Below are 24,628 nucleotides of genomic sequence, written 5' to 3'. Positions count from 1 at the left end.
GATTTATGAACAAATGGTCTACACGTATGCATCGCACGGTTTGCACCTTGCTGCTGTTCACACTGATCACGGCAGCAGTGCTTGGAGGCGGAGCCAATGCTCATGCAGCTTCCCTCAGCCAAACTACGGTATATTATGAGTCCGATGGTGTATTGTACAAAGTATCCGGTGACGGAAGCGGAACTACAGAGGTATTGCTTGATTTTGAAGGAGATGGTCTGTCTGCGGCTGGAACCTATCTCTATTACACTCGTTCCGAGTCTTCCACAACGCTGCTTCGCGTTCCCAATGACGGTTCTAGTGATTCCGCTGAAACGTATGCGACAGATGTATTGAGCTACTTTACGGATAACGGGTTCATCTATTATATGGATTCCAAAGGAACGATCTATCGTGGAAATGGCAATAGCGAAGCTTCCGCTGCCACCAAAATTGCAGACAAAGCAGATACAGATTTCCCGCTGCTCGCCGTAACGAAAGGCCGTGTATATTATAACGGGCTCGTTAATGGAAACCCATGGATCGTTTCTAAGGCATCCAATGGAAGCGGAGCAGTGCAACGAATTGCTGCTGGTGCAGTAGAGAGTCGTTATTTTATGAACGTGGCCAAAAACGAACTGCAATTGATGGTGAACACTGACCCATACGAGCAGTACTACTCTACCAACGCCATTATCATGTACAAGGTAAACTACAATACAGGCAAAGGTACAGCAGTTAATCCCAAAGCAAAGCTGGATGTGAACGCTGTTTATGCTGGTGGCTGGGGCAACAATCTGTATGTGTACAACAAAGGCATCAAGCTGGATAGCAACAAGGATTATGATTATTCAACAGGCAAAGCCTTTGCATTAACCACTTCTGGCAAAACACTTCAGATTCATAGTAAGAGCATCCGGGAGGTCAATCCACTGGGTACGGATAAGGTTGTCGTTGTGGATGCAGACAAAAAGGCGTATGCCAAAACCATCGCCGGGAACAAGGTATCCAAATCTGCCAACCTGAATTTGAACAGTGTCACTTTCGTAACTGCTCAGTTGACCAACGGAACACCAACTATTGCATATCTATCCGGTACAAATGGTCTTTATTCCGTGAGCACAGCTCTCAAAGTAACCAAGCTTGCTGGAGAGGAATGGTCAACGTTCCAGCTTCATGACGATGTTCCGGGCATGTTCTACATCAACGCAAATGATCTCTATCGGCTGTATCATGTGCAAGCCAATGGCACAGGCAAAAAGGTGCTAAGCGACGTTTTCCTGGATGATATCCTGTTGGTCGTGCCAAACTAACCCACGCATGTGGGTATAGACTTATAGAGACTTATAGCTATCTCAACATTCTAGTTTCAAATATAGAGGATAACTCTAAAGCCATCACGGCTCTGGGTATCCTCTTTTTTTCATGTCCAAAACTATTTTTCAAAAACATCTTCCATATGAGAATGATAATTGTTATCATTAAGAAAATAAGACAAAAGGATGGTCCGTATGACTGAACAGCTTTCCTTCATTTCTGAAACCTCATCTCTACCGCTCCTCTCTTCCATGTGCCGTGTACGGCGCGGGGAGCATTTCCGTGTGCAGGGCAAGACGGTGTCCCGGCCCATGCTCTGTCTTATTTTACAAGGAGACGGTGTTCTGGTCTTGAACGATACAGTCTATACCGCCGAAGCCAATCAACTGTATGTTCTTAAGCCAGGAACAACGATTGAGGCGGCTGCACGCTCGGCTGTTACGGAGTTTATAATACTTAGCATGGATACGGTATGTTTGCAGCAAGTGCGTGGCCAATGGAAAATGTCCTCCTCTTCTGGTTTCCCGCTGGATTGGGAGACAGGCAGACTGATGGTTCGTCATGACCAACAAGCCAGAGCGCGAGTTGAACAATTGTATGAAGCCTACCGCGGCGTTCACCCCGATCACTTTATCAGTATACATAGCCAGCTGCACGAGCTTTTGCAGTATCTCTCGGAGAACCGGCTTGAAGAAAATTATGAGAAGGTCGATCCGGCGCTTGAACGCAGCATTATGTATATGAAAAGGTTCATGAGTGAAGGTATCAGCATGGATCAACTGGCCAAAATTGCCGGATTGACGCCAAGCTCCTATTCTCGCAGTTTCAAGAAAGCCAAGGGCATGTCACCTACCGATTATCTGAATCGCTTACGGATTGACGAGGCCAAAAAACAGCTCAAGCAGGAAACATGTGTAATCAAAGACGTCGCCGTATCTGTTGGCTATGGCAATGAATATTATTTTAGCCGCAAATTCAAACAAACCTTGGGGATCGCACCCAGCCTATATATGAAAAAAGACCAAATTCGCGTGGCTACCGCGTCCAGAATGGGACTTCATGAGAACCTCTCTTCGCTCGGATTGTCTCCCGTAGCTGCAATGGACGGATTCCATGATCGGGAGCTTGATGAAGTCGAGCAGCAGCAGCGGCTATCCACACAATTGGAGAAATTACGTCAGGCCAAGCCGGACCTGATTATCGGTGACTTTTATCATCAACCCTTTTACGATAAGCTCAAAAGTATTGCACCTACGGTTATCATGGATCAGGCCCATGAATGGAAAGAAAATCATGTACGCTTTGCTGAACTGGTCGGACGGGAGCAGCAGGCCTTACAGAATTTCAAACAGCTTGAGCTTCGCAACCTTGATATCGGACTCCGTTTGAAGCATCATTTCGGGCAAGAACGTATTATGCTTATGCAGGTTACGAATCAGTCTATCCGGCTCCAGGAAAATATCGAGCATCCATTAAATCGCCTTATCTACGGTGAACTTGGACTGAACCCTGCACAGATCATATGTACAGACTTAATGACAGATGAGTATGCGGCAGATAGCATCCCCATGCTGGATACGGATCATCTGTTCATGAACCGTGTCTCCAATACTCCTGCCAGTGAGAAACTGCTTCGGCGTATGAAACAAACTACAGCCTGGAATCGATCTCCAGCCGTGTTGAAAGGTAACGTACACGATATATCCGATTGGTCTGTACGATCCTGGACCCCCAGCGGACGCCATCAGATCATGGACGAACTGGAACAGATCGTTCAGCAGCTTGTGACCTTATCACGTGTGGGATTAATCGGCCAATTGTAAAGCATGTGTTTTTCTTCATTATAAATGTACAAGTGCGTAACCCCCAAGACAAAAGAGCCCTCTCCAATTCGGAAAGGGCTCTTTGCTTTTGCTGTTATTAATGTTCCTTAATCTCTTCCTTCGGAACCAGTTTGTATATTTCTTCATCTTCCATGGTATCAATCAAGCGATCCAGCCATTTGTAGTAGGCCTCTGCTTGAAGCACCTTATGCTTGTCTTCCTTAAGAATGTGAAGAAGTTCAGCATCTGCTTGTTCATCCAGATCAGCAATCAAACGATTCAGTTCATCAACGGATTTGCGCAGTACCTGAAGGTTACTCTCCACGGCTTTTCTCCATTTAATCACAAAATAATCCGTAAACGTCTGATGCCAGTCATACTCCACTTCATATAGGTCTTTCCGGGAGCCTTTGCTCCATACTTTATTCACCATTTTTAGATCCAGCAGTGTACGTACGCCGGTACTCATGCTCGTTTTGCTCATTTCCATTTCCCGGCCCATATCGTCAAGGGTCATAGGTTTGTCTGCAAAAAAAAGCAATCCATATAAGTGTCCCGTGGACAGCGTAACGCCGTAGAGATCCATATTACGCCCAATGGCTTCAATGACGCGTTTACGGATCCTAAGAACGGTTGCCTGCTGTTCCTCTTGTAAATGGTCCAAGCTCATGCTTGCAACCTCCATTCTCAACATTCCCAGTCTCGGCAAAATAATTGCAACTGTTTAAGATCCGGCTTACATGGGAAAGTATCCGGCAGGACATCCTATATGCCAACAGGCTTTAGGTTACCCCATGTATTTCATGGGAGCTTGACCAAGTTGCAAACGCCTACGACTATCTTTTAACCAAAAAAAACTGCTTAGATTCAGCACATTTTCTATTGTAGAAAAAGCGATATCAAATGTAAAGGTGTCTTATTAGCCAGAATAAGGAGAATGACGGAGCATATGGACGGAAAACTTTGTACAGTTTTTACTGTACAAACATTATGTACTGTTTATTCGGTTGCTATACGGGTTAAGTATTGTTAGAATACAAAACGTTACCCAGAAAGACGGGAAGCGAAGCAACGATTACCGGATTTCGTGGCTGGGCGCACAAGTGTATGGGCTTGTGGATGCTGAAAGCCGTTCGAAGTGCACAACACATCAGAAGGGGTGAAAACATGACCATACTTGAAGTAAAAAATGTAAGTAAACTGTTTGGACCCCAAACCGAGCAAGGTCTACAATTACTGGAGCAAGGTTGGGGCAAAGAAAAGTTGGCCAAAGAAAAACAGATAACGGTTGGTGTCAACCGGGTCAACATGGAAATTCAGGAAGGTGAAATTTTCGTCATCATGGGACTGTCCGGAAGTGGTAAGTCTACACTTGTTCGTATGTTCAATCGTCTGATTGAACCGACATCGGGAGAGATTCTTGTCCATGGTAAAGATCTACGTAAGATGAACAAAGAACAATTGCGCGAAGTGCGTCGGAAAACGATCAGCATGGTATTCCAGAAGTTTGCGTTATTCCCGCACCGTACCGTTCTTGATAATGTGGAGTATGGACTCGAAGTTCAAAAGGTAGATAAAGATGAACGTCGGGAAAAAGCAAAAACGTCGCTTGAACTGGTTGGCCTTAAAGGCTGGGAAGACAAAATGCCGGATGAGCTGAGTGGCGGGATGCAGCAACGTGTAGGTTTGGCTCGTGCGCTGGCGAATGACCCGGAAGTCCTGTTAATGGATGAAGCATTCAGTGCACTTGATCCACTGATTCGTCGTGATATGCAGGATGAGCTGATTGAGCTTCAGGATAAAATGAAAAAGACCATTATTTTCATTACCCATGACTTGGACGAAGCGCTGCGCATCGGCGATCGTATTGCCCTCATGAAAGACGGCGCAGTCGTGCAGATCGGTACTCCGGAAGAAATCATGATTCAACCGGCCAACTCATATGTGGCCCGCTTCGTCGAAGACGTGGACTTGTCCAAGGTCCTTACCGCATCTCATGTTATGCGACGTCCTGAAACGATTACGCTTGACCGTGGTCCTCGTGTTGCCCTCGAATTAATGCGCGAACGTGGTATTTCCAACCTGTTTGTCATTGACCGTTCGAAGAAGCTGCTTGGTGTTATTACAGCAGAGGATGCAACCCGCGCAATGCGCGAAAACAAAGTGTTGAACGATATTCTGATCACGGATGGGCCGACTGTAGCGCCCGAAACCCTGATTCATGAATTGTTCGAAATTGTAAGTTCAGCCCATGTGCCGCTCGCTGTTGTTGGCGAAACCGGCCGTCTGCAAGGTGTTATCGTCCGCGGTGCCCTGCTTGGAGCACTAAGCGGTGAAGTTGCAGTAAAGGAGGAACTTGTGAATGATTCCCAAAATACCACTAGCATCGTGGATTGAAGCGATTGTTGACTGGATGAGCACCTCGCTCTCCGGATTATTTAAAGTCATTTCTGTTGTTATTCAGGAGGTTGTCGGATTTTTCTCCGGGCTGTTCATGCTCCCCCATCCGCTCCTGTTTATTGTAATACTCGGTGTATTGGCATATCTTGTTGGCCGAATACCACTGACCCTGTTTACAGTTATCGGTTTCTTGCTCGTAGATAACCTCGGATATTGGTCCCAATCGATGGATACTTTGGGCCTCGTTATTACGTCAGGATTAGTCTCCATTCTGCTTGGTGTTCCCATCGGTATCTGGCTCGCATACAGCAAAACTGCAGCCCGGATTATTACACCATTGCTTGATTTTATGCAGACCATGCCTGCATTTGTCTACTTGCTGCCAGCGGTAACCTTCTTCAGCCTTGGTGTGGTTCCCGGTGTTATCGCGTCCGTTATATTCGCGATTCCACCTACGATTCGCCTGACTCACCTCGGAATTAAGCAGGTATCTGGCGAACTGGTCGAAGCAGCGGATGCTTTTGGTTCTACGTCCATGCAAAAGTTGTTCAAAGTACAGCTTCCACTCGCATTGCCTACCGTAATGTCAGGGATTAACCAAACCATCATGCTGTCGCTGTCCATGGTTGTTATTGCTTCCATGATCGGTGCACAGGGTATTGGTGCGGAAGTCTATCGTGCGGTAACACAGTTGCAGATTGGTAAAGGTTTTGAAGCAGGTCTGGCTGTCGTGGTTCTCGCGATCGTACTTGACCGTTTCACTCAAAATCTGTTTATGCCAGGCCGTAAGAAAAGCTCACGCTTCTCAGCGAAACAAAAAGCCTGGATTACTGCTGCAGCCACATTTGTTGTGCTCGTAGCTGGTTTCTCACAATACTTTGTTGGCGGCAACAGTACTTCTTCCGGCGGTAACAACACTCCAGCGAATGCTGTAGGTGAAGAAGTCAAATATCAGATCATTGGTATTGATCCGGGTGCAGGCATTATGAAATCCGCTGCCAAAGCCATTGAAGATTATCATCTGACGGACTGGACCCTGATTGAAGGATCTGGTGCAGCGATGACTGCCACACTGGACAAAGCCATTAAAGCGGAAGAACCGATCATTATTACAGGCTGGACTCCACACTGGATGTTCAACAAATATGATCTAAAATATCTGGATGATCCCGAAAAATCTTTCGGTGATGCTGAAGAAATTCACACCATCGCACGTAAAGGCTTGAAAGGAGATCACCCGGTTGCTTATGAATTCCTGTCCCGTTTCCAATGGACATCAGATGAAATGGGCGAAATGATGAGTGCCATCCAAAATGGTACATCTCCAGAAGAAGCCGCAAAAGACTACGCTGAGAAACATGCAGACCAGATTGACGAATGGACCAAAGGTCTGACGCCAGTTAACGGTGATGCATTTAAACTTAGCTATGTAGCCTGGGATTCCGAGATCGCTAGTACTAACCTGTTGAAATATGTCATGGAAAGCAAACTTGGCTATAAAGTTAACGCCCTGCAAGTTGAAGCTGGACCTATGTGGACGGGTGTCGCCTCAGGCGACGTAGATGCCTCTCCAGCAGCTTGGCTGCCATTGACTCACGCTGACTACTGGGAACGTTACAAAGACCAGGTGGATGATCTGGGAGCCAACATGACCGGTGTACGCACAGGGCTCGTTGTTCCTGCATACATGACAGACGTTAATTCGATTGCAGATTTGGAAACAGGTGCTTCTTCCTCCACTCCATCGGCGAATGCCAATGTGGGAAATGAAGTGAATCACCAAATTATCGGTATCGATCCAGGTGCCGGAATTATGAAATCCACAGCGAGTGCCATTGAGAAATACGGTTTGTCTGACTGGAAACTGGTTGAAGGTTCAGGAGCCGCAATGACAGCTACGCTAGATAAAGCGGTTAAGAATAAGGAACCGGTTATCGTTACCGGTTGGACACCGCATTGGATGTTCAATGCATATGACCTGAAATACCTGGACGATCCGGAAGGCGTCTACGGTGAAGCAGAACAAATTCATACCATTGCCCGTAAAGGGTTAAAGGAAGACAAACCTGTCGCTTATGAATTCCTGGATCGCTTCTCCTGGACACCTGAGAATATGGGTGAAATCATGGTTGCCATTCAAAACGGAGAAGATCCCCAAAAAGCCGCAGCAGCTTTTGCAGAGAAGCATAGCGACAAAGTGGCTGAATGGACCAAAGGTCTGACCCCGGTGAATGGAGATTCCATTAAACTGAGTTACGTAGCCTGGGACTCCGAGATTGCAAGTACGAACTTGCTGGAGTACATCCTTAAAGAAAAACTGGGTTACAAAGTAACCTCTCTTCAAGTGGAAATCGGTCCAATGTGGACCGGCATTGCCAATGGTGATGTTGATGCAACTCCAGCTGCATGGTTGCCGCTCACCTCTGCAGATTATTTCAACAAATATAAGGATCAGATCGATGATCTCGGTCCAAATATGGACGGTGCCAAAACAGGTCTGGTTGTACCAACCTATATGGACATCAATTCCATTGAAGATTTAAAAGATAATTAAACCAGATTAAGATGGATAAACCTGAATTTAGCAAAAAGACCACCGAAAAAATTTCGGTGGTCTTTTTTAGTGTAACTTTTAATTGATTAGGTAAGCTAATGGGTTAAAGCTATCAGGTGTTTAAAGCTGTGAAACTGAATTATGTATTCAGACTCTACAAATTTCTTTTCTTTTTCTACGCTTACCCAATCAGCAACAATAATACGCCAATGGTAATCAGCACAATACCAAAAATCCCATACACCACTCTTGCACCCTGACGTCCAATGGTTTTCACAAAGAGACCTGCTCTAAAACTCTTCATAAACCAATCCCAATTATTGATTCCACCCAACAAACTGAAAATCCCTGCGGCAATAGCCAATAGTGCGATTAAAACCGGTTGATCTTGCATTTCAACACTCCTTCAATATAATCCTGTCTACTATACCTTCCTCTGGTAAAAATGAACAGTCATTAATTAGTAAAAAAAATCAGCTTGCAGATGAAGGTCTGCAAGCTGTTCTCATTAGAGGATTGGCTCCCTTTTCATAGGAAGATTGATTAGTCTTATTACTTCGCCTGAAACTCACTCGCTGACATCAACAGGGTTACAACTTCAGCACGAGTTGCTTCAACGAGTGGATTAAACATGTTCTTGCCTGTACCTTTCACCAGTCCTGCATCATATGCAGCTGCGATATAAGGTACTGCCCATGCAGGTACTTTATTTGCATCTGCAAAGGTTAGTGTGGCATTCGATTTAACTGGAAGTCCGAGCGCTCTTACGAGCATAACCGTCATCTCTACACGGGATACTTTGCCGGATGCACGGAACGTCTCATCCGTATAGCCACTAATGATCCCTTGTTCTACAGCTTGAGCAATAAAGGATTGTGCCCATGCTGGAATTTTGGAAGCATCCTTAAACGTCAACGCCTTGCTGCTGGCTGGAAGTTCAAATGCTCTTGCCAGCATTACAATGAATTCGGCGCGTGTTGCCGGTCCATTTGGACGGAAATTACCGTCCTGATATCCATTCACAATTCCCCGGGAAATGGCCTGCTCAATGGCAACTGCTGCCCAGTGATTGCCGATATCTTTCAAAATCATACCCGGATTGGTTGGTGTAGTACCTCCTCCATTCCCATTCCCCGGAACGGAAGGTGTTGTAGGCGTGGTCGGAGTTGTTGGATCTGTTGGTGTTACAGGTGTGGTTGGTGTCGTTGTACCTCCACCACTATTACCACTGCCCGGATTGCTTCCGTTGCCATCCCCCGGAAGTGGAGCTCCCTTCAGATCGGTACTGCGTCCTTCCGTTGTCTGATTTACCGTACCTACACGGTCCAGATGTTCATGGAAGACTTCATAATCGACCAAGTTCAGTTCATAGTACCGGTTGTCATCCTTCGCCGCTCTCATGGACCGATAGAAGTCTCCACCGTTAGCCATAAACGAGTTCGTCGCTACGATGTAGTATGCGTTTGGATCGATGTCTGTGTACGTGCCATTGGCATTCTTAATCTGTACTTTGAGCACGCGTTGACCGACTTGGGTCACCGTATTGGTTATAGCGTCAACTTTCTCGCCCGGCTTCGTGGAATCATAGTAGAAACGCATGCCTGAAACTTGCGGGAAGCGCCCTTCGCCTGTTTCTACACCACTCACGCCATTTTCCAGCGCAGCCGTAATTTCCTTACCTGTCATTTTTAGCGCAGACAGGTTGTTTCCATTTGGCATCATTTTCAGCAATTGTTCCAGGGTGATGTCTCCCTCCTTGAACGATTCCCGAATGCCTCCACCATTTTGAATGGCTACATATCCTTTAACATTGTTTTCCTTTACAATAGATTTCACTTTCTCTAGCATGCCGTCTGCTACCAGGTTACCGAGATTGGTTTCCTGCTTACGCACACTGCCGCGTTCTCCATCAAGGAATACGTTCGTTTTACCGATTACTTCTTTTTTGAACTCAGCCAGAGGTTTCGCATAGCTTTCTAATTTCTTGGCTGCTTCCGGATCATTGGCGTAGACGTATGCACCAGAGGCATCCTTTGCATCCAGGTTCAGCAATTTGCCGTTCCATGTTGTCAGTACGCCTGCTTCGTTGAACGTTACATCCAGTTGACCCAGGGAAACGTCATATTCTCCCGTCTGTACGACCAGCGTCGGATCGGTGTGCGTATCTACAACCACCGGTTTGTTCAGAATGGTGTGTGAATGACCACCCACTACGATGTCGATGCCTTCTACCGCTTCTGCTAGTTTCAGGTCTTCCGAGTAACCCAGATGCGTCAGCGCGATGATTTTGTTAATACCTTCATCTTGCAGCATGTTCACTGTTGCCTGCGCACTTGCTTTGTAATCCTTAAACTTCAGATCATCTCCCGGTGATGACAGGGATACGGTATCCGGTGTCGTCAAACCAAAGATTCCGACTTTCTCGCCGTTTACTTCCGTGATAATGGCCGGATAGATTTGGGAATTCTCACCTGGATTTCCGATGGTACTGTTGTACAAGCCACCCAAACTCGCATCCTTCGTATAGTCAATATTGGCACTCACAAATGGGAATTCCGCTTTTTCAATAAATTTCTTGAGTACGCTTGGGCCTTTATCAAACTCATGGTTTCCGAAGGTCATCGCATCGTATCCGATCATGTTCATGAATTCGAGATCCGCCAGACCGTTAAAGAGGTTAAAGTACAATGTACCCGAGAATACGTCCCCTGCATCCAGCACCAGGGTGTTATCATTGCGTGTTTCTTTAATAGCTGTTACGCGGCGCGGGATGTTATCCAAATGCGCGTGCGTATCATTGGTATGCAATACACGCAGGTTGAAGTCGCCCTCTTCTGCCGTGCTTCCAATGCTCAGCTGCGCGAGCAACGGATCATGGTCACTGACCCGACCATTGGAATCTTCGAAGTCAGCATTCACATGAACCGCTTCAATAGCTGCTGTTTCAGACAGATTTTTGCTCACCAGAATATGATCCAGTGTCTGAGAGTTTCCATCATAGATGTAGGAATAACGCTTGTTCTCTGGCAGTTTGTTTACCAAATTATCCAGTTCATTACCTTCGATAATATTCAATGTTTTGGAGAACTGGAAGTCATTGAAGTCGCCAAGAACAGCAACATTTACCTCTGGGTCTTTGTTTAGCAGTTCTTTAACAAAACTGTTTACAGCAGTTGCCTGTCGTGCACGTTGAATTTCACTACTTCTTGTCGCAGGCTGTATACTTCCGTAAGGCTTCAGATCGCCGCCTTTGGAATTCAGATGATTTGCAATCACAACAACACGTTCTCCGTTGAACTCGAATTCAGCAGCGAGCGGCTTGCGCGAGCTTGCAAAAGCATCGTTTGTTGGATCAATCCGTCCAGGATTCAGGGACAAGCTTCCGTCCGTTTCCACTTGGATACTCGTTACTGCGTCCCCTTTATTTCCTTGTTTCAGGGTTACACGTGACTCATTGTATAAGAATCCTACACGAATGTTCCCCCCCGGAGCTCCACCATCCTTATTGTTTTCTGGAGCAATATCCGTGTATTTATAGGTAGGACCACCTTTAGATGCAATAGCATCAATCAGAGTTTGGAAACTTGCATCAGCAGCAGTTGTTCCACTGTCTGTAGCTCCATCATTATCTTGTACTTCCATTATGCCAATAATATCCGGATTCTTTAGATTATTGACTACAATTCCACCGATTTTGATAGCTCTCGCTGCATCCTTCTTGCTGAAATTTTCCACATTAAAAGTTGCAATCGTCAACTTACCATCGGCCTGCTGAATCGTCGTTGTTGCTTGCTCAAGCCCGCCGGAAGTGATGACTGGAAGATTCCCCTCCGGATTAACCTTGAAATTGCCGTTGGAATACGTCATAACACCTTTGACGGACTCAGTAAACTTGTCACCAGTTTTGACCGCCTGAGACGGCTTTTTGTTAATGAACAATCGTTGCGGATTAAGCGCACTCTCGTAGGGTTCTGTACTATCCGCAGTCAGGATAACACCTCCTGCTGGTGTGCGTACCGGATTATTCAAACCATTGTCAACGACAACTGCCAGGCCCGGTTCACTGGAATATGGACCGATAATTGTCGCATTATCAAGTTGTACTCTCATTCCTTCCAAACTCTCATAAAAATCGATCGCATCCGTTTCCGGGTTAAACTCCCCAAACTGATCTGAATCAATTACATTAGGGATGATTCGATCGTTAGTTCCCAGAATCACAGGCTCAGGAAGTTGTTGGTTGTTGTCTTCAACCGTAATTGTTGTTGCAACGATCTCTGTCGTAGACAGCTCAGTCGTCGCTGTTGCATATTCTTTGACTTGACCCGACACCTTCACCTTGTTGCCTACTGTCATTCCATGAGAAGACTTATAGATGAGAATTCCTTCGGATGTTTTCAGATCTTCATCTTCCATTCCAGGAACCTCCTGTATATAGAAGGAGCTTGCATTTACAACATAAGTCACAATACCTTCGACATTCTGAACAGCTAAACCATCATACAAAGAGTTATGGGAAGCTCCTTGAATATCATGGATTCTAAGATTGTCCAGTTCATGAAGAACTTTGTAAGTAAAGGTATATACCTCACTTGTATTTCCACCCGATACAGCAATAGCTTTAACATTCGTGTCCTGGTCTACTGTAATCGGAGCACTATACTTTGTGGATGTTTGGGTTGGTTCAGTACCATCAACCGTATAATAGATTTCTGCTCCTGCCGTTGGCGATGACAATGTCACTGTTGATCCTTTGACAAGACCGCCTGATGGAGCACTGGCTGTAACAGAGAGCAGATTTTCGACAACATCCGATGCTGTACGTGGAATCAGTTCAAGACCATAACTTGTATGATAGGTCATAACCCCTGTCACTTTTTCGTATGTTTTGCCTGTTGCCAGTGCAGTAGGGCTATTTTTGGCATAGATCGTGATCTCTCCACCATCGGCATCTGTCGCATAAAAGGTGGAACTGCTGCTTCTTGTCACTGTAACAGCGTTGACTTCGACAAGCATCCCTTCATAAATGCCACCTGTACCCTTTCCTCCTCCTTCAGCAGGTGTGAAGTGTTTGGATGTCAGTGTAACAGGTTCAGGGATATCTTGTGTTTTATTCAAGACCTTAATATAACCGCCTGGAAATCCGGTCTTGTCCTTCTCTACCTGAAGCAAACCGTTATAGATCGTTAGCGGACCATAAGCTTCAATACGATCACCCGGCTCCGCTGTGGCGTCTGTTCCACGAATGACGATTCCTGCATGTTCATCCTGAATGTATAGATTCGCCAATCCTCCTGATTCTTCGCGATAAGTTACAATTCCTTGTACAGTAACCGGTGTATTCTCAGATTTATTTCGTGCTTCGAAGATTGAAATAGGGCTGTTGTCGATGATGGTGTAGTCAAAACTGATAACATCACTATTGTCGATCCCCTCTTTGGCTGCGTAGGTTTCAATGTGAGTTGCATCATTTACCGTGATGGGCACGGTGTAGGGAAGATAATCAACATCCGTATTCTGTTTGTAGTATACAGTTGCACCGACTGTGGTTGTTTCCAAGGCCACCTGGGTCCCTGTTGGAACAGCGCCGGAAGTAGGATTAGCTGTGACGTTTGCCACTTTAGTTACTGGAGTCTCATCGATCAGTTGGAAGGTTGTTGAAGAGGAGTCAATGTATTTGAGGCCAGGAAGAGAAAGATAGGAAGCTAACGTTCCATTGGTTATCCTGACTTTTTTACCAAACAGCTCGGGATTTTTATTTAATCCAAATATGTCACGTACGGAGGTATCACTGGGAATTTGAACAGACATAATCTTGCTTAAATCCCTTTCCCCTGGAGTATCGGCAAGTCCGAAATTACTTCCTCCACTAAACGGAGCTTCGGTTTGAAGTTGGTTTTTAGAATTATTGTTAAAGTACCCGATAACGTATCCTTCTACTGTCCCCGGTAGTCCATCATTGTTGCGAGCTATCGCCTGAGCAACCGTTAACGGCTCATCCGCCGCGGCTGCCTTACTGCTGAACAATCCGGCTGGAATGGCACCCGTGATGAGCAGGACCATGGCCAGGAACAACCTGAGCCACCTCTTCATTTGCAGAACATGCATCTTTTACCTACCTCCATGTTTTAAATTCATAATCATTTGTTCATGAAGCTTGTACATTAGTTCAAATATAAGATAACTGAACTTCTATTACGTGTAAACAATATTCTTTTTAAATGGTATAAAATAGAACACAAACATCACAAAATTGATGACAAAAAATAAAAATAGGTAAAAAAGTACTACTTTACAGCTTTTATATGTCAGATTTATTACTTTTATAGTGAATTTCTGTGTATAAAAACCTATATTGAGTAACTTAAACTGACATAATAAAGATGTGGATCTCTGTATTCGACATATATTGCTAGATATCCCTATAGCCAATTCGCCTTAAAAGGAGTTTGTTCAAGATCTTTTCACAGCAAAACGATGCGACAGTCAGGGTTGACCATCGCATACGTCTCACTCGTTATGAAATCCTAAGTTAAGCCATACATTTCAACTTTGCTATATCCAGCCTAAAGTTTGTCCTATTTCAAGAAATAAGTTACTTCTTCACCGTGCTGTTATACTGCCCAATCTTGTCTGTAATTTGCTTCGCTGCTGCATCCAATACGTCTTGCGGTGTACCTTGTCCATTCAGAACTGTCTCGATCGCTCCTTCGACAATTTGACGGGCTTCGGGGAATACACCCATTACAGCCCCGGATGTTGCTGTCGAATCAGCGGAAGCGTGTAATTGGTCGACTGCTGTCTGGAATTGCGGGTACTTCGCCATATTATCCTTTAATACTTGCTCATCGTAGGCTGCTGTCGTAATAGGGAAGTATCCTGTCGCAACACTCCAGTTGGCTTGTACCTTAGGTGTAGCCAGGTACTTGATAAACTCCCAAGCGGCTTGCTGTTGAGCTTCGGATTTGTTGTTCATAATATACAAGCTTGCGCCACCAACAACGACGCCGCCTTCTTTGGCATCTGCTGGACGTGGCAGGAAGCCTGTTCCCAGCTCAAACTTGCCACCAGCACCCTCTACAATTTTGCGCAATCCAGCGGTGGAATCCAGCGTCATACCGATTTGCTGTGCGGTAAACGCAGCGGTCGTATCGTCAGTGCTGCGTCCCAGATTAGAGACGGTTTTCTCGTCCATCATCTTTTTCCACCATGTCAAAGTCTTCACACCAGCTTCGGAGTTCAGCATGGATTCAGTCGCTGCACCGGTTCTTCCGTTACCATTGTTTACATAATCTGCATTCTGGTTCGCAAAGAACTGTTCCATAAACCAGCCATAGATGGCCATGGATGCACCTGGTTTACCGTCTTTCGCCAGTGCTTTAGCTGCTTGCTCAAACTCTTCATATGTCTTAGGCGGGTTCTCCGGGTCCAGACCAGCAGCTTTGAACATATCTTTGTTGTAATACAGAATCGGGTTCGATGTGTTGAACGGCATCGCATTTAATTTGCCATCGATGGTGTAATAACGGATGATATTGGGCTCCAATTGGGACAGATCGAACTTATCTTTATCGATAAATTGCTGTACCGGCGTAATCATGCCCGAATCGATCATGAACTTGCTGCCGATCTCGTACACCTGGATAATATCCGGACCACTGTCCGATCCCATGGAAGCTTTGAGTTTGTTCAGGCTCTCATCATATTTCCCTTGATAGATTGCCTTCACCTGAATGTCCGGGTGACTTGCGTTGAAATCGGAAGCGAGTTGATTAATGGCTTTCTCCCCTGCACCCGACATCGAATGCCACCACGTCAGTTGTACCGGTTCAGCAGCTGCAGCATCTGCCTGCGCTCCGCCCGTTGTGCTTGTTGTTTCGGTTTTTCCGCCACAAGCGGACAATACCAGCATAAGTGCAGCCAACATCAATGCAAATGTTCCTCTTTTTTTCAAACGAAACCCGATCATAATCGCTCTCCTTTTTTTGGGGCTCACGTCACAATAAGTGCTTTAATTTCTGCAAGGTGGCCGTTATGGTTACGAATCGTTCTTTCGATCGCTGTTATCACCGGATTTTTTTCATCTCCCTCAAAGGAGAAAATCCGGTGATAAAGGCGAACGCTTCGCTTCTACAGAATCGATTTCGTCCCCTCCACTGCTTTTGCAGCCTTTAAAGAACTTATTTCAAGAGTGAGGCCTTGTTTATTCGCTCCTGGGTATCCAAACCACTAACCCGTTAAATCCATACACTCTTAACTTAATCAACCCTTCAGCGCGCCTGCGGCCATACCGCGGACAAGCTGTTTCAAACCGAAGACCAGAAGCAGCAGCGACGGTAAAATAACAAGCGCTGTGCCGGCAAACACCAGATTCCATGCTGTGGATTCCTGGAACTCCAGCATCGAGATCCCGATCTGTACCGTCCTCATCTCTGGAGTATTTGTAACAAGCAGTGGCCACAGATAGGAGTTGTACATGCTCAGGAACGAATAGATTGCCAATGTTCCAAGTGCCGGGCGAGACAATGGCAGGACATGGGACACAAAATACCGGATATGCCCACAGCCATCGATCTTCGCTGCTTCAAACAGTTCCTTGGGCAGCTGCATGATGAATTGTCTCAGCAGGAATGTACCGAACGCTGTTGCCAGGAACGGAATGGTCAGTCCCTGATACGTATCGAGCCAGCCCCAACTGCGCACCGTCAGATAGTTCGGGATCATGGTGACTTCCCAAGGAATCATCATCGTCGCCACAAACATGCTAAAGATGACGTTCTTGCCTTTAAACTCCATTTTCGCGAATGCATAGGCCGCCATACTCGCTGTAACAAGCTGACCAAGCATCGTCAGTCCTGCCACCAGGAATGTATTGCCGATAAACGAACCAATCGGAACGATATCGAATACTTCCGTGAAATTGGACAGGTCTATCGATTGCGGGATGATATGAGGCGGATACGCACTGGCATCCTCCGGCGTCATGACCGCCATGAAAAAGGTGTACAGCACCGGATACAGTACAAGTGCCGCACAGATTGTAAGCAACATATACAGCAATGTTTTGGTCCATGGTGTCCTCATTGGTAATGCACTTTCCTTTCCACCCATTTGAACTGAATCAGGGTCAGCAGCATAATGACCGCGAACAGGATAAGCGCCTGCGCACTGCCCGTCCCAAAGCGGAAATTAACAAACGCTTCCTGATAGATGGAATATACGAATACATTGGTGCTGTCCATCGGGCCACCACGGGTTAGAATGTTGATTTGACCAAATGATTGGAACGCACCAATGATCGATACAACTGTGACGAAAAACAGGGTTGGCGACAGCAGTGGCATCGAGATTTTGCGAAAAGTAAGTAAAGGACCTGCGCCATCAATCTTCGCGCTCTCATAAATTTCATCCGGGATGCCCTGTAATCCGCTGGATAGAATAATGTAATTGAATCCGAGATTCATCCAAATCGTCATAATGGAGATCGATATTAAGGCCCAATCCGGGCTGGTCAGCCAGGGAATTGGATCGATTCCAACTTTTCCTAATAAATAATTCAGCATGCCCAAGGTCGGATGGAACAGGAACTTCCAGATGACCGCCGATGAACCGACAGACAATACCACGGGCAGAGAGAATACAAACTGGAATATACGCATTCCCTTGAAACGGTTGTGTGTTAATGCCGCTAGAATCAGAGCTGCCAGCATGCCGGTTGGCACGGTAAACAGGACAAATAGCAACGTCACTTTCATGCCTTGCAGGAACAGTCCGGACTGGAATACCGCCTTGAAATTGTCCAGTCCCACATAAGCTGCAATCTGTCCGGTAGGGTCAGTGGAATGCAGACTCAGGTACACCGACTTGAACATCGGATAAAACAGAAACACTGCAAATAAAAGCAGCGATGGTGCCAGGAAACCATAGGCCAGCATATTCTCCCGCATTCGCTGCACACGCAGCGAAGCTGTCCGGCGCTGACTTGTACCCCATACGCGCCGTCTGGCAGCAGGCAAGCCGATCCGGTTGTCAAGCTCACTCATCGGATTTTCTTCCCCCTTGATCTACGCATTCGGTGTGTGAACTTCATCACCCACATTATCTAGTGTAAAAGCCAACTGTCACAGCAGCATCCGTTCTGAATCAACGCAGCGTTAATCGTGGACAAGCGACTTTACCAAACAAGGGATGTTAAATAGACTTCATAACAAGCTCAGCAAACAGCAAAAAAACCGCAAGAACCCCTTGATTCGGGAACGTTCGTGCGGCTTTATGTGTTAAGGGAAGATGAACAACGATTAGATATCTACTCAATCAATTTAACAGAAAACTGGATATTTAATGTTAACGCAAAATTTTCGGTAGAGAATCCCAAAGAAAATGGATGGCATATAAGCATATAACATACTCTTTTCATGCCATTGGCCAGTGTAGACGAAGCCTTTTAACGATTGAGATGATACGGCACAGTCGTGACAATCACGTCTTTGTAATTGATCAAATAAGCGCGGATCATGAAGCTGGTCTGGTTGTGTAGTACATTTTGCCACCAATGCTTGGTGATGAACTGTGGAATTAGAATCGTGATATGGTCCGTCTCGGCCGTTTTCCATTCCACGGTATCAATGAACTTCTTGAGCGGTCCCATAATACTGCGGTATCTTGATTTAATGACAACCAGGCGAACGCCAGGGTTCCACTCTTCCCACTTCTGCTCCATCTTGCGAATGGCTTCATCATCGAACCCGATATACAAGGCAACCACGTGATCTGACATCGTCTGGGCGTAAGAGATTGTATTCATGACCACCCTTGTAATGCCAGCCACCGGAATGACGATCGTATTGCCCTTTCTCACCGGTTTCTCCAGCTTGATATCAATCCTCAATTCATCCGCGATGTTACAGTAATGACGGTGAATGCGCATGAACACATAAACGACGAGTGGCAGGAAAATAAAGATAACCCATGTTTGTGTGAACTTGGTGAATATAAAAATCAATGTAATTGACAGTGTGGTCAGCATACCAATCGTATTGACGAGCAGCTTCACACCCCATCCGGATGGTTTGACTTTGATCCAGCGAATCATCATGCCCAGCTGCGACAGGGTGAATGGAATGAACACGCCCACCGCGTAGAGCGGAATCAAGCTTTCCGTATTTCCTTTGAATCCAACAACCAGCAAGGCAGACATCACACTGAGAAAAATAATACCGTTCGAGAAGCCAAGGCGGTCTCCTCTAACCATAAACATATGTGGCATATATTTATCCTTTGCCATCATGAAGGACAGCAGCGGGAAAGCAGAATAGGCCGTATTCGCTGCCAGGAACAGAATCAAGGCCGTTACACCCTGAATAATAAAATACATCGTACCCCTGCCAAATGTCGCTTCGGCGATCTGGGAAATGACTGTGGCTTTCGGATCAGGCTTCACCCCGTAACCATAAGCAAGTAACGTTATCCCGATAAACATGGCTCCCAGAATACATCCCATAAGCATCAAGGTTCCTGCTGCATTTTTCTCCGCAGGCTGCTTGAAGTTCGGAATGGCGTTACTCACCGCCTCAACCCCGGTCAAGGCCGAACAACCCGAGCTGAATGCCTTCAGCAGCAGAAACAGACTCACATGAGACATACTCGTTCCGAATTCTGGGGCCGCAGCTTCCATGCCACCAGCCAGAAATTTGATACCTCCGGAGATAATCAGAATCGCAATCGAAAAGATAAACAGATATATGGGGATCGCCAATACGGAAGCTGATTCCGTCACCCCTCGCAAATTCATAATAGTCAGAAATACAATCATGATCAGTGCAATGACGATGCTGTAATCATGAAGCATTGGAAAGGCAGATGTAATCGCATCGGTCCCTGCGGACGAACTTACCGCAACAGTCAGAATATAATCGACCAGCAAAGATCCTCCGGCAATCAAGCTCGGAGCCGTGCCGAGATTATCCTTGGCTACGATATACGCGCCGCCTCCTGTTGGATAAGCAAAAATCGTCTGGCGGTAGGAAAAAATTAAAATGACGAGTAATCCCAACACGGCGATGGAGATTGGAACAGAGTACCACAAGGCGGCGAATCCGGCCGCAACGAGCACCAGTAAGATCTGCTCCGTACCGTAGGCAACGGACGATAGTGCATCGGAGGACAGGATGGCAAGTGCCTTCCATTTCCCCAATTTTTCTGCATCCAATTCAGCCGATTTCATAGGCTTGCCTATTAAGATTCTCTTCATTTTGCCAAGCATGATCATAACTTCCTTCCGTCTTTCATCTGTGAAGCATTGTTATTATGCAAAATCGCCGAGCCATTGACAATACGTCATTTCACCCGAATTTCGCCAGCGTGTGATAATGCATTCTACGATTCAATAATCGATAACAAAGCCGCGCTTTATCAGTTTTTTGAACGTTTTTGAACCAAAATGGCGTTTGTTCGCCGAAAAAAAGGAAATGGCCTTCGGTTTAATAAACCAAAGACCATTCATATTAGGCTGTGTTGTAGCTCTTTCTTTTATACGATTTCGATCCGTCAAACTTCTATGCCCAATATACCAGGACGTGGAGTGACACCGAAAGCTTGGGCCAATGTAGCTAGCTGCTCATCCGTAATTCTCTGTCTGATCTCATGACCTGCAACCAGCATATACACCTGAGCCGCTTTCTCAATAGTCTCAATGAGGCCAAAGGCTTCATCAATCGTTGTACCTGTTCCAAAAATCCCATGCTGCGGCCAAATGACCGCATGGTATTCCTTCATTTTCTCAGCCGTTTCCCGTCCAATTTCATTCGATCCAGGCACCATCCACGGAATAATACCAACCCCGTCAGGAAATACGACAACGCATTCCGTACACATCTGCCACAGCGTCTTTGTAAATTTCATTTCATCCAACTCATGGATAAAGGTCATCGCCAGCACATTGGTCGCATGGTTGTGCATCACAACCCGGTGTTTCGAGTCGACTTTCAGACGTTCGATATGACTCATAAAATGCGTAGGCAATTCACTCGTTGGGTTCGCTCCCGACTTTAGCCCCCACAGCACTTCCAGCTCCTGTCCATCATTCGATACTCGTAGCAACCCCAGATTGCTCTCCGGATCAGCCAGTACATTTTTGAAATATTTGCCCGAAGCAGTCACAATAAAATACTTGCCTGCCAGCTCATGCATCGAAAATGCTGGTTTGATCTTGCGGATCACATGGTTGATATCGATATATTTGGCAACTTCCTCTTCCCCCAGCAGATAGCTGACATTGCCACCATTGCGTTCATCCCACCCGTTTTTCCACATATGTTGAGTAATCTCCGCCATCTCACGAACAAATGGGATATGGAAGCCTGCAGCCTGCGTTGTTTCATTGGTAAGGGTCACGTTCATCATCATTCTCTCCTCATGATAAAAAATAAAATGCCCATCACGTACATAGTAAGTTCCTTTTTTCACATTCATTATACCTTTGTTTACTTTTATTAGTCAATAATACACAGCGTTATTTGCTTTATTTATTTTTGTTTATGTTTGTTTGTGTATATTTATAAAAATAAGCAAAAAAATACCTCACCGGCGTCCGGCGAGGTCAGTCACACATCTATCTAACACGAGAAGGGGTTTACAAGAATTATCTTACCTCTGCTACCTTAATAGAAGCTGAAAATGAAATAAAAAAACGATGAAAACCCCTTTACCAAAAAATGACGGTCACCGCTGCTATCCATCCATTTATGCTATATATTTAAAGACGTTGTGCTGTATTTTGGAACATATTTATTCCTTTTTCAGCAAATAGGACGGGTGCATCAGTCCTGTCGGTTTATAACGCTCGTCCCGTACATACTCAAAGCCCAGCTTGGACAGCAGGTGACGTGACACTTCATTATCCGGATGATGCCCAGCAAACAACGCTTTAGCCTTCAGTTCTCCAAATGCATAGTCAATCACCGCTCGTGCCGCCTCCATGGCGTAGCCCCTGCCCCAATGATCCCGGGTTAGATGAAATCCCAGTTCATATATCTCTTCTTCCGGAGAATACGGGCGCAATCCGCAGCAACCAACAAACACTTCCGAATCTTTCTCAAAGAGTGGCCAGTATTGCACTCCCACATCTTCTTGCCTTTTTAATTCCTGAGTCAATCTCGCTTCCACTTCATCCTCGCTCAGAAATCCTTTGCTGCTAATCCACTTCGATACCTCATGATCTCCCCATAGAGCGGAAGCCAGAGCACGGTCTTCTTCATTCCATGTCGAGAAAACAAGCCGCTCAGTTTCAAGAAACGTTGGTCTTTTCATCGTCCAATAACCTCCTGTTTCACAACATCAGTCTTCATTCTGTTCCTAAATATAAATTACTCGAATGGTAGCCTATGTAAACAAAAATTTGATCTAAACCTATTATATCACTGGGGTCGCACATACAATTTCTGAGGCTGTTTCTTGATTGAATCGATATGATGTATCCATAAAAAAAGAAAAGCCTCTGCCGACAACATGTCCGACAGAGGTTCACAAAGCACGCTACATTCATTAGAAATCAGATGTCGCGATTTGAATCGTGCCTGTTGAAGCACCTGCCGCAGTAGTCAGCAGTGCAGCTACGAGCAGCAAATCAACAGACAACGTAAGGCTGTTGCCAGCTGGGATCATATACGTGATCACTGGAGCGTTAACACGAGTCACAACCAGATCTACCGGGGCAGTACCAAAATTGTTCACCGTGATGCTGGCATTCGTGCCTCCAGCGAGGTTTTCATAATACGATTTACCCACGCTTGCATCTAAGGCATAAAATTGTTGCGGTAAAAGGATGGCCATGGAAATCACCTCCTTTTGCTTTGATACAGTATTCTATGTTTGGAATCTATTAATGTAACGGTAAAATGACCGTGTGATAACGTCCATTTTAATAGAGACGCTAGAATACTAGACACAAAAAAAAGCCCCGCCAGTCATTAGGCGGAGCTAATTACACAAAACTCATATTCTAAGATTTTTAAGCATACAGCATGAAAAAGTTCAACTCATGCCCCTGTTGTTTGAGGTAATTATACAACTGTGAACGGTGATGGAATACGTGAGTTAGCGTTTCAATCTGCCATTGAGCCTGCAAATGACCGTGCTCCATATAGAAGGCTTTGGTTGAACGATTCAACAGCTCTTCTTCGCTGAGTGATACAATATAGGCTTTGTAGACCTCTAAATTACCCCAAAGTGTTGCCTCCAATTTTTCATTATCCTCGATCCCTGACAGGCTATTCTCTACCACACCAACCTCGGCTTCGCTCTTCTCCTGCATAATGGCAAGGTCCGATGCCGTGATCTGAATAAAATGATGGACCAGTTCCACCAGTGAACGCATATTGTCCTGCGGGCGGTACGCCCAATCCTCTGGACGGATTAGGCGGATCAGACTCGCCCCCGTACGTACTCCCGTCTCCAATTCATTGAGCAGATGATTCCGAATTTGCAATGTTCCATTCATATATGATATCTCCTTTACTATTATTCTCACGATCTCAGTATATCTGAAGGGGCAACCGACTTATTGTACAAATCGGACAACCTTTGTTGATGTTCCTTGGCAGCGGTCAGCGGGGTTTCCCCATAAAACTTGCGGAATTGACGAATCAAGTGGGCTTGGTCAAAAAAACCATGATTCAGGGCCAGCGCTACCCCATCCGCCGTATGCCCCTGATGAATACTGCCCAGGACACGATGAAAACGAACCACCTCACTGAATCGCTTCGGACTGATTCCGATCCATTCTGCAAACTTCCGATGCAGCTGGCGTTCACTAACAACTTCTCGCATTGCCAGCTCACTGACGCTCATACGTCCCCCATCGATAAAGATGCGATGCAGCGTGTTTTTCATCAAATCATTCTCGTATGTATTGGTTTGCACGGATAGTGGACTCAGATAGGCATTCATTACCTCCACCCGTTCTTCAAAGGTTCTTGTTCCAGCCATCCGCTCCTGAAGCTCATTCAACCTGACTGGCCAACATTCCTCAAGCGGAATTCGCACGTCCGTAAATCCTTCCAATGGCAAACCATGAAAAACGTACGCCCCACCCGGAAAAAAACGTACGCCAAATGTGTAATCTGCGGAAGGACTTACATCGGATGCCTCGGGCACAGCAAATGGATGCGTATAATTGCCACAGTATGCATAGGAATGAGCCGAACGGACCGAGTCGTATGTAATCAGCATGTCCGTGCAGCCATCCGGCAATACCCTAGCGGGCACTGATATAGGTTCCCGATCTTGCTCTCCTGTGTGGGGAATAGAACCGGATTCCCAATAACAGGCTACATGAGCCATTAGGGAGATAGAAGGTATTTGTTCAATATAATACGTATTCCGATCTGTCCCATTCATCTGAATGGGTCTGAACAGCGGATGCAGGCTGGGGTCCACGAACCATCCCTCCGTTACTAGCATTTATGTACTTATCTATCATACCATCAACCGATGAAATGAAGAAAAAAAGTACCCCGCCGGACGATCCGACGGGGCTAGTCACACATCTATTTAACAC

At 45.8% G+C, this 24,628-nt stretch carries 16 protein-coding genes; 4 read left to right on the top strand and 12 right to left on the bottom strand.

Translation table 11 applies throughout. The features are described from left to right. Nucleotides 1-5 precede the first annotated feature (5 nt). Together BLV50_RS13135 and BLV50_RS13130 are read left to right on the top strand one after the other, a co-directional pair. Nucleotides 6-1,292 (top strand): hypothetical protein, encoded by a 1,287-nt coding sequence (locus BLV50_RS13135; RefSeq protein ID WP_063564454.1) that lies wholly within the window; start codon nucleotides 6-8, stop codon nucleotides 1,290-1,292. A gap of 198 nt (nucleotides 1,293-1,490) precedes the next feature. Then, nucleotides 1,491-3,119, top strand: a complete 1,629-nt coding sequence (locus tag BLV50_RS13130) for a helix-turn-helix domain-containing protein (protein WP_177031179.1) — start codon at nucleotides 1,491-1,493, stop codon at nucleotides 3,117-3,119. A gap of 97 nt (nucleotides 3,120-3,216) precedes the next feature. Here BLV50_RS13130 and BLV50_RS13125 read toward each other — a convergent pair whose 3' ends face one another. Beyond that, nucleotides 3,217-3,789, bottom strand: a complete 573-nt coding sequence (locus BLV50_RS13125; RefSeq protein WP_063564456.1) for a GbsR/MarR family transcriptional regulator — start codon at nucleotides 3,787-3,789, stop codon at nucleotides 3,217-3,219. A gap of 497 nt (nucleotides 3,790-4,286) precedes the next feature. On the opposite strand from BLV50_RS13125, the gene BLV50_RS13120 reads away from it, so the two are divergent. Continuing rightward, nucleotides 4,287-5,516: a quaternary amine ABC transporter ATP-binding protein gene (locus tag BLV50_RS13120; protein WP_063564457.1), complete on the top strand. Its 1,230-nt coding sequence runs from the start codon at nucleotides 4,287-4,289 to the stop codon at nucleotides 5,514-5,516. Then, nucleotides 5,482-8,073: a glycine betaine ABC transporter substrate-binding protein gene (locus BLV50_RS13115; protein WP_090808119.1), complete on the top strand. Its 2,592-nt coding sequence runs from the start codon at nucleotides 5,482-5,484 to the stop codon at nucleotides 8,071-8,073. The genes BLV50_RS13120 and BLV50_RS13115 overlap by 35 nt, the downstream gene beginning before the upstream one ends. 181 nt (nucleotides 8,074-8,254) lie before the next feature. Here BLV50_RS13115 and BLV50_RS13110 read toward each other — a convergent pair whose 3' ends face one another. The 11 genes from BLV50_RS13110 to BLV50_RS13060 form a co-directional block, all read right to left on the bottom strand. Beyond that, complete coding sequence (locus tag BLV50_RS13110; protein WP_064640044.1) at nucleotides 8,255-8,467, bottom strand: immunity 17 family protein; 213 nt, start codon at nucleotides 8,465-8,467, stop codon at nucleotides 8,255-8,257. 158 nt (nucleotides 8,468-8,625) lie between these two features. Beyond that, nucleotides 8,626-14,181: an S-layer homology domain-containing protein gene (locus tag BLV50_RS13105; protein WP_090808117.1), complete on the bottom strand. Its 5,556-nt coding sequence runs from the start codon at nucleotides 14,179-14,181 to the stop codon at nucleotides 8,626-8,628. Nucleotides 14,182-14,668: 487 nt separating this feature from the next. Continuing rightward, entirely contained in the window at nucleotides 14,669-16,042 is a 1,374-nt protein-coding gene (locus tag BLV50_RS13100) for an ABC transporter substrate-binding protein (RefSeq protein ID WP_063564461.1), read from the bottom strand. Between the two features lie 293 nt (nucleotides 16,043-16,335). Further along, nucleotides 16,336-17,157 (bottom strand): carbohydrate ABC transporter permease, encoded by an 822-nt coding sequence (locus tag BLV50_RS13095; RefSeq protein WP_090808115.1) that lies wholly within the window; start codon nucleotides 17,155-17,157, stop codon nucleotides 16,336-16,338. Further along, complete coding sequence (locus tag BLV50_RS13090; RefSeq protein ID WP_371129256.1) at nucleotides 17,154-18,020, bottom strand: carbohydrate ABC transporter permease; 867 nt, start codon at nucleotides 18,018-18,020, stop codon at nucleotides 17,154-17,156. The genes BLV50_RS13095 and BLV50_RS13090 overlap by 4 nt, the downstream gene beginning before the upstream one ends. Nucleotides 18,021-18,517: 497 nt before the next feature. Beyond that, complete coding sequence (locus BLV50_RS13085; RefSeq protein WP_063564464.1) at nucleotides 18,518-20,335, bottom strand: APC family permease; 1,818 nt, start codon at nucleotides 20,333-20,335, stop codon at nucleotides 18,518-18,520. 284 nt (nucleotides 20,336-20,619) lie between these two features. Further along, on the bottom strand, nucleotides 20,620-21,471 hold the full coding sequence (gene rhaD, locus BLV50_RS13080; protein WP_063564465.1) for a rhamnulose-1-phosphate aldolase: 852 nt from the start codon (nucleotides 21,469-21,471) through the stop codon (nucleotides 20,620-20,622). Nucleotides 21,472-21,858: 387 nt separating this feature from the next. Beyond that, on the bottom strand, nucleotides 21,859-22,380 hold the full coding sequence (locus BLV50_RS13075; RefSeq protein WP_064640055.1) for a GNAT family N-acetyltransferase: 522 nt from the start codon (nucleotides 22,378-22,380) through the stop codon (nucleotides 21,859-21,861). A gap of 234 nt (nucleotides 22,381-22,614) precedes the next feature. Beyond that, nucleotides 22,615-22,902: a hypothetical protein gene (locus BLV50_RS13070; protein WP_090808113.1), complete on the bottom strand. Its 288-nt coding sequence runs from the start codon at nucleotides 22,900-22,902 to the stop codon at nucleotides 22,615-22,617. A gap of 178 nt (nucleotides 22,903-23,080) precedes the next feature. Then, a complete protein-coding gene (locus tag BLV50_RS13065) occupies nucleotides 23,081-23,569 on the bottom strand; it encodes a DinB family protein (protein WP_090808110.1) in 489 nt (162 codons plus the stop codon). Between the two features lie 26 nt (nucleotides 23,570-23,595). After that, complete coding sequence (locus BLV50_RS13060; RefSeq protein ID WP_090808108.1) at nucleotides 23,596-24,507, bottom strand: helix-turn-helix domain-containing protein; 912 nt, start codon at nucleotides 24,505-24,507, stop codon at nucleotides 23,596-23,598. Between the last annotated feature and the right edge of the window lie 121 nt (nucleotides 24,508-24,628).

It is taken from the genome of Paenibacillus sp. 276b, from assembly GCF_900107875.1.
GTDB classification, from domain to species: domain Bacteria; phylum Bacillota; class Bacilli; order Paenibacillales; family Paenibacillaceae; genus Paenibacillus; species Paenibacillus marchantiae.
The sequence above is the reverse complement of the archived record's forward strand: the minus strand, read 5'-3'. Positions and strand labels throughout refer to the sequence as shown.

Excerpts from the sequence above, each read along its gene's own strand:
- BLV50_RS13100 (WP_063564461.1), bottom strand. The coding sequence starts at position 16,042 with ATGATCGGGTTTCGTTTGAAAAAAAGAGGAACATTTGCATTGATGTTG.
- BLV50_RS13135 (WP_063564454.1), top strand. The coding sequence starts at position 6 with ATGAACAAATGGTCTACACGTATGCATCGCACGGTTTGCACCTTGCTG.
- BLV50_RS13120 (WP_063564457.1), top strand. The coding sequence starts at position 4,287 with ATGACCATACTTGAAGTAAAAAATGTAAGTAAACTGTTTGGACCCCAA.
- BLV50_RS13130 (WP_177031179.1), top strand. The coding sequence starts at position 1,491 with ATGACTGAACAGCTTTCCTTCATTTCTGAAACCTCATCTCTACCGCTC.
- BLV50_RS13095 (WP_090808115.1), bottom strand. The coding sequence starts at position 17,157 with ATGAGGACACCATGGACCAAAACATTGCTGTATATGTTGCTTACAATC.
- rhaD (WP_063564465.1), bottom strand. The coding sequence starts at position 21,471 with ATGAACGTGACCCTTACCAATGAAACAACGCAGGCTGCAGGCTTCCAT.
- BLV50_RS13125 (WP_063564456.1), bottom strand. The coding sequence starts at position 3,789 with ATGAGCTTGGACCATTTACAAGAGGAACAGCAGGCAACCGTTCTTAGG.
- BLV50_RS13090 (WP_371129256.1), bottom strand. The coding sequence starts at position 18,020 with ATGCGGGAGAATATGCTGGCCTATGGTTTCCTGGCACCATCGCTGCTT.
- BLV50_RS13115 (WP_090808119.1), top strand. The coding sequence starts at position 5,482 with ATGATTCCCAAAATACCACTAGCATCGTGGATTGAAGCGATTGTTGAC.
- BLV50_RS13085 (WP_063564464.1), bottom strand. The coding sequence starts at position 20,335 with ATGCTTGGCAAAATGAAGAGAATCTTAATAGGCAAGCCTATGAAATCG.
- BLV50_RS13070 (WP_090808113.1), bottom strand. The coding sequence starts at position 22,902 with ATGGCCATCCTTTTACCGCAACAATTTTATGCCTTAGATGCAAGCGTG.
- BLV50_RS13105 (WP_090808117.1), bottom strand. The coding sequence starts at position 14,181 with ATGCATGTTCTGCAAATGAAGAGGTGGCTCAGGTTGTTCCTGGCCATG.
- BLV50_RS13065 (WP_090808110.1), bottom strand. The coding sequence starts at position 23,569 with ATGAATGGAACATTGCAAATTCGGAATCATCTGCTCAATGAATTGGAG.
- BLV50_RS13110 (WP_064640044.1), bottom strand. The coding sequence starts at position 8,467 with ATGCAAGATCAACCGGTTTTAATCGCACTATTGGCTATTGCCGCAGGG.
- BLV50_RS13075 (WP_064640055.1), bottom strand. The coding sequence starts at position 22,380 with ATGAAAAGACCAACGTTTCTTGAAACTGAGCGGCTTGTTTTCTCGACA.